The 5,714-nt window shown below is 36.1% G+C and carries 3 protein-coding genes; 1 reads left to right on the top strand and 2 read right to left on the bottom strand.

All coding sequences use genetic code 11. From position 1 onward, the window contains the following. Positions 1-29: 29 nt before the first annotated feature. Entirely contained in the window at positions 30-1,469 is a 1,440-nt protein-coding gene (locus GQR46_RS15290; RefSeq protein WP_165741377.1) for a diguanylate cyclase, read from the bottom strand. Between the two features lie 383 nt (positions 1,470-1,852). Here GQR46_RS15290 and GQR46_RS15285 point away from each other — a divergent pair, with 383 nt between their 5' ends. Beyond that, entirely contained in the window at positions 1,853-2,746 is an 894-nt protein-coding gene (locus GQR46_RS15285; protein ID WP_007581834.1) for a cation diffusion facilitator family transporter, read from the top strand. A 59-nt stretch (positions 2,747-2,805) separates the two neighbouring features. Here the strand turns inward: GQR46_RS15285 and GQR46_RS15280 are convergent. Then, the coding region (locus tag GQR46_RS15280) for an EAL domain-containing protein (RefSeq protein WP_165741376.1) at positions 2,806-5,714 on the bottom strand (2,909 nt) is incomplete at its 5' end.

Genomic DNA, 5,714 nt, shown 5'->3' with positions numbered 1-5,714 from the left:
ACTGTAGCGCGCCGACTTAGTCGGTTTTTTTAAAAACTGGCTATTTTATTTCTGCCTGTTTCTTTTGCGTTATAAAGGGCTATGTCGGCGTTAGTTATAACTTCTTTAGGTGTTGTTTTTTGATTGGGTATAAGGCTATAAAATCCGATACTCAAAGTGAGGTATTTACTGGCACTTGAAAAGTTATGTTCAATTGCAAGTTCTGCAATTTTTTCCTGAATAAGAACAGCATATCTTTGGCAGTGATCTGTGTCGACTGCAGGTAAAATTATCGCAAATTCTTCACCACCGAAACGAGCGGCTAAATCACCTTCACGTTTACAAAGATCATGCAGCGCCTTGGCAACTTTTTTTAACACTTCGTCACCTAGCTGATGCCCATAGTTATCGTTATAACGCTTAAAAAAATCAATATCACACATTATTAAACTAATGGGTTCTTTATTACGTGCGCCGCGCTTAATTTCGCATTTTAAAGTTTGATCAAAACAGCGTCGGTTAGCAATGTTTGTAAGGCCATCAGTATTAACTTGTTTGTTAAGTTTATGATTGGCATTAATGAGTTGCTGCTGAGCTTGTTGTAGCTCTTGCTTGTAATTTAAATTTTTGAAAGCATTAGCAAGCATTTCACCTACTAACCTTAAGCGAATAAGGTCTAAATCAGTCCAGTTTCGCTTTTGAACAACGCAATCACAGCCTATAAAGCCAACGAGCTCTTTGTCATAACGTAGACCAATGCAAAGTACTGATTTTATTTTTTGTCGCTGGAAAATTGTTTTTTCGCTCATTGCTTGAATGGGTAACGACGTTACATCGTTAACTCTAAATAAGTGAGTACGTGCCATCAAACTAAAAAAGTAGGGGAGATCGCTTTTCGGAAGGTTTTGTAAGTCCTCTTTAAATGCTTGTATATCATTATTGACCCATTCGTGGGTGTTATTTATGGTTTTACCATCCTCGGCAAACTTAAAAAGATAACTTCTATCTGCGTGGCAAACGGTACCAATAGCTTTTAATGCGTAGTTGATATGCTTATCAACGTCGTCGTTTTGAATATCAATTAAGTCAGTTGATATGTTCGAAATAATATTATCAAAATCATATTGTTCATCTACATTATTATTCAATACATCGATTATAATAATGGAGCTTGAGTTAGGTAATTTTGCAAATTTTACATTGAGTAGCAATTTAGATACCTGTTTTGATAAAACAAACTGGCATTGGTTATTTGCAGTGAAATAATCAAAGAATAGCTCCTCGACTAATAGTTCTTTTTTACTGTGATGATTGGTTAAAGTGATGTGTGAAAAATCAATTTTATTAAAATGTGATTTATTTCTTAAGCCAAACAAGTCCTGTGCTTGGCTGTTAACTTTAAATATATTTTCATTGGCATCATAAAGTAATACACAAAACGGCAGTAACTCCAAGTTTCGCCATATTTCATTTGATAGGTTATTACTCACTCAACTCTCCATGTGTTTAAGCCACAATTAAATTGTTATCTATTGTATTTTTATTGTTTTTACTTGGGCGTGTTAATCGTCCTTAGATCGAGCTCAAAAGGCAGCGCATGTTTGGTATTTATGCTGCGTTATCGCCTATTTATGGGGAATAGCCACACTACATAGGCTCTGCCTTGCCTAAAAAACAAAAATACTGGTGTAAATTCAACCACCGAAGTTCAACAAGCCCTACTAATTATTAGCACATTTTTTTTGATTTACTAAGTTTTTAGTGCGTTTGAGGGCAGTACGTATTATAATTGATACTGTATATCATTACCCTTTTCTACTCTAAGCCATCTTTGGTTTATTTGCACTTTAAGTATAGGTTATTCAAGCATTTCATGACAGAAATCACTACACACCAAGCTTCTCGTCGTCGGTTACTTATTGCACTAGCAATTACGTGTTCGTTTATGGTAATTCAGGTTATAGGTGCTTATTATTCTAATTCGCTTGCTGTACTTGCCGATGCGGGGCATTTGTTTGTTCACAATAGCTCGTTATTCATCGCACTGATTGCATCAAGTCTCGCTATTCATTTTGCTAAAACCTATAACGATGGTCATCAAAGAGCCGAGCTTTTGGGTGGTCTGGTGAACGGATTTTTATACCTAGCAATCAGTTTAATTATTTTGTATGAAGGTGGTGAGCGCTATATACACCAGCATGAAGGAAATGAGCTGGCTATTAATAGTTATTTAATGTCGGTTATTGCTGCTATTGGTTTTTTGTTTCATGGTGCTGCTGCATGGGTTTTATATAAAGGCCGCAAAGCGAGTATTAATGTTTACGCGGTATTTTTACATTCATTCTTTGATTTGATTTCTACTGTATCGACATTTGTGGCTGGTATTCTTATATATTTTACGGGCTGGGTTGTTATCGATATTTTATCGAGCATGTTAATCGCCTCTTTCGTGTTGTTTACCGGTGTTAAGGTCATTATTAGTTGTATAAAAGGTTTACGCTTAAATAAGGCCAAACTTCCTAAAGTTGCAGATATTGAAAGTGAGATTACAGATATGGAGCATGTTCACAATGTCCATAACGTCACTGTAACGCGCAAATATAAGGGGGTAGTAGTCGGGGCGCACGTTGTACTTAAAGAGCATTGTACTATTGAAAAACACGATGAAGCATGTCGTATGAAGGTAGAACAACTGTTAGCTGAAAAATTTAATGTACGCAATAGTGTATTACAAATAGAAAGCCACGAATGCCATCACATCCATTAGTAGCATCTAATTAATATAAAAGCGTGTAATAATGATTAGCACGCTTTTAATGTTTCAAATCAAATCAAATCAATGATATTGCTAAAACAATCGCTTTTACGTAAGTCTTTAGCATCCATTGGCCTTGCAAAGTAATAACCTTGCAGTACAGTACACCCAACCTCGGCTAAAAAGATCATCTGTTCGCGCGTTTCTACTCCTTCTGCAATACAGTAAAGATCTAGGTTTTCGGCCAATGAAAGAATGGTCTTAATAATCGATTCATCCCCTTTATCTATACCAATACTGTTTACAAAGCTTTGATCTATTTTAATAACATTAATAGGAAATTGGCTCAAGTAGGTGAGTGACGAGTAACCAGTACCAAAATCATCAAGTAGTAATTTAAACCCAGCAGCTTTTAAGTTTTGTAGCTGCTTGGCTGCTTTGAGTTTATCTTCTAGTAAAATACTCTCTGTTATTTCAAGTCTTAATTGTCTTGGATGAACTTGAGAGTCCGCTAATATGGACATTAACCGCTGGGTTATGTTTGTTTTTAAAATGTGTTTAGGGGATAAGTTTAAAGATATATAAAACAATGGGTTTGCGCTGAGTATAGGTGCAATTTCAATAAGAGCTCGTTGCAATGCTTGCTCAGTAAGGAGTTCTATTAAACCAGTTTCTTCTGCTACCGGTATAAAAAGTGCTGGCGATACCAACTGTCCTTGATTTTTCCAGCGCATGAGTAACTCCACGCCATTTATTGTTTTTTCTTCTATGTCGATAATGGGCTGATAGTGATTAAAAAATCGGTTGTCTTTTACTGCATCTTTTAAATCATTTTCGAGCAGTAACTTTTGTTTTATCAGCTCATTCATTTCATCGCTAAAAAACTTAAAGTCGTTTCTCCCGCCTTGTTTAGCGTGCATCATCGCAACATCGGCATTACGGATAAGTATATCGGTGGTTACAGCATCGAATGGGTATAAAGCGACGCCAATACTGGCTGAAATATTAATAGAGAAGTCTTCAATAATTACTTTATTAGCTAACTCATTACTAATTTTTCTTACTGTATCGCGAAGAGACTGAAGCGATTTTATATTTTGAATCAGCACTAAAAATTCATCACCACTTTGACGGCCAAGTTTTGCGTTTACGCCAAGCATACCGTTTACTCTTTGGGTAATATTACAAAGTAGCTTATCACCAACTGCGTGGCCAAAAGAGTCGTTAACAGGTTTGAACTTATCTAAATCAATAAATAATAATGCGCATTGTGTATTACTTTCATTGGCATGTTTAATCGCGTCTTCAATATTTTTATACATTAAACTACGATTAGGTAGATGCGTTAGAGGATCAAAATTAGCCAAATAGCGCAGTTCGTTTTCTGCACGTTTTTGCTCAGTTAAATCTGTAATAACAACCACGTAGTAGCTTGCAGTATCTTTTGTTACGGCTGTGGCGCTTATATGTATTGGATGTTCGTTACTTTTTGCTGTTTTTATATAAGCATCACTTTGCCAGTTTTCTGTAGCTTTTAATTTTTTTAAAATATTTGCAAACTCTCTACACTTATCTTTACCAATGGCCCTAATAAATAATTTTGGGCTAATTTTAGTGGCTGCTTGTTCACTTGAAAACGTTTCAATAAAACTGTTGTTCGCAGAAAATGGCATTAAATGCTTATCGAGTATAAGTAACCAGTCGTTTATTTGGCTAAACGCTTCACCTAGAATTTTTGCTTGTTGCTCATTAGCCCGTTGCTCCGTGATATTGGTATATATGCCAGAAACATATAGCGGCTCATTTGTTTGAGGATCGTATATAACTTGTCCTGTATCTTGATACCATAACCAATGCCCATTTTTATGCTGTAGACGATAAGTTGCTTGCCAGTTTTGTTGTTTTTTGTACTTGAAGTAGTTTTCCCATTGGTTTTCAAAACGACGTCGGTCATCTGGGTGTATAAGCGCTAAAAATTGTTCTATGTGTACGCGTACAGGCAAGCCTGTATAGCCTAATTCACTTCCTCTGAGCGTACTTACGGAAGCATCTTTAAAATTATAATCCCACACGCCACTTTTGTTATTTTTAAGCGCGAGTTCTGTTTGCTTTTGCGAATGAATAGTCGCTCTATGGGCTTGTTCAATTGCAACTTGGCGGCTGCGGTATTGCCAAAAAATGAAAAACAACACGGCAATTATTAAAACTACATAGGCGACAATAGCAAAGGGCGACTTCCATGGTGCGTAGGCCACGTTGATATTAAGTGTGGCAGGTTCGCTTGTAACAATACCATCGCGATTATGTGCTGATATTTTTAGCGAATAACTACCGGGTTGAAGTTTTGTGAAAAACACTTGGTTAGATTGTAAGTCTTCATATGTAAGGGACGTTGGCCCTGAAAGAATTACCTTATAATATGCTTTGTCTATATTGGGGTAAGAAAAGTTAGAAAAACTAACTGTAAGGCCCATGTCTTCATAACTGAGATCAAGTGGTTGGCTAAGGTATTTATGAGGGTAATAATCGAGCTCTTTGGTAAAAAGATTTATATCGGTAATCGCTACACTATTTTTTTTAAATAATTCTTTTTCATCAAAGTCTAAGGGGTCAAAAAGTAGGGCGCCCGCATTACTACCAAATATAAGCCTGCCATCGTTTAATGTTGTTGCTGCTATAGGAGTAAATTGGTTTATATTCAACCCGTCTTTTACTGAATAACTCACCACATTGAGTGTATCTAGGTTTATTTGATATAAACCATTGTCGGTACTTGCCCATAAAAAACCATTTTCATCAGGAAGTAACGAATAGATAGAGTCAGTATTAAATGAATTTTTTAATCCTATGTAGTGTTTTCTCTCATAAGTAACTGGGTCAACACCAAGCAAGCCTTCGTGGGTGGTTGCCAACCATAAGATATTTCGTTTTGAGTCTAAGTAAAAATTTTCTACAGTGTAAAAAATATCTTCTTTAGGAT

The organism is Pseudoalteromonas sp. Z1A6 (assembly GCF_011378745.1).
In the GTDB taxonomy this organism is placed as follows: domain Bacteria; phylum Pseudomonadota; class Gammaproteobacteria; order Enterobacterales; family Alteromonadaceae; genus Pseudoalteromonas; species Pseudoalteromonas arctica.
This window is presented reverse-complemented; position numbering and strand designations above follow the sequence as displayed.

What these genes read in the sequence shown, in the direction of transcription:
- GQR46_RS15285 (WP_007581834.1), top strand. Translation starts at nt 1,853, where the DNA reads ATGACAGAAATCACTACACACCAAGCTTCTCGTCGTCGGTTACTTATT.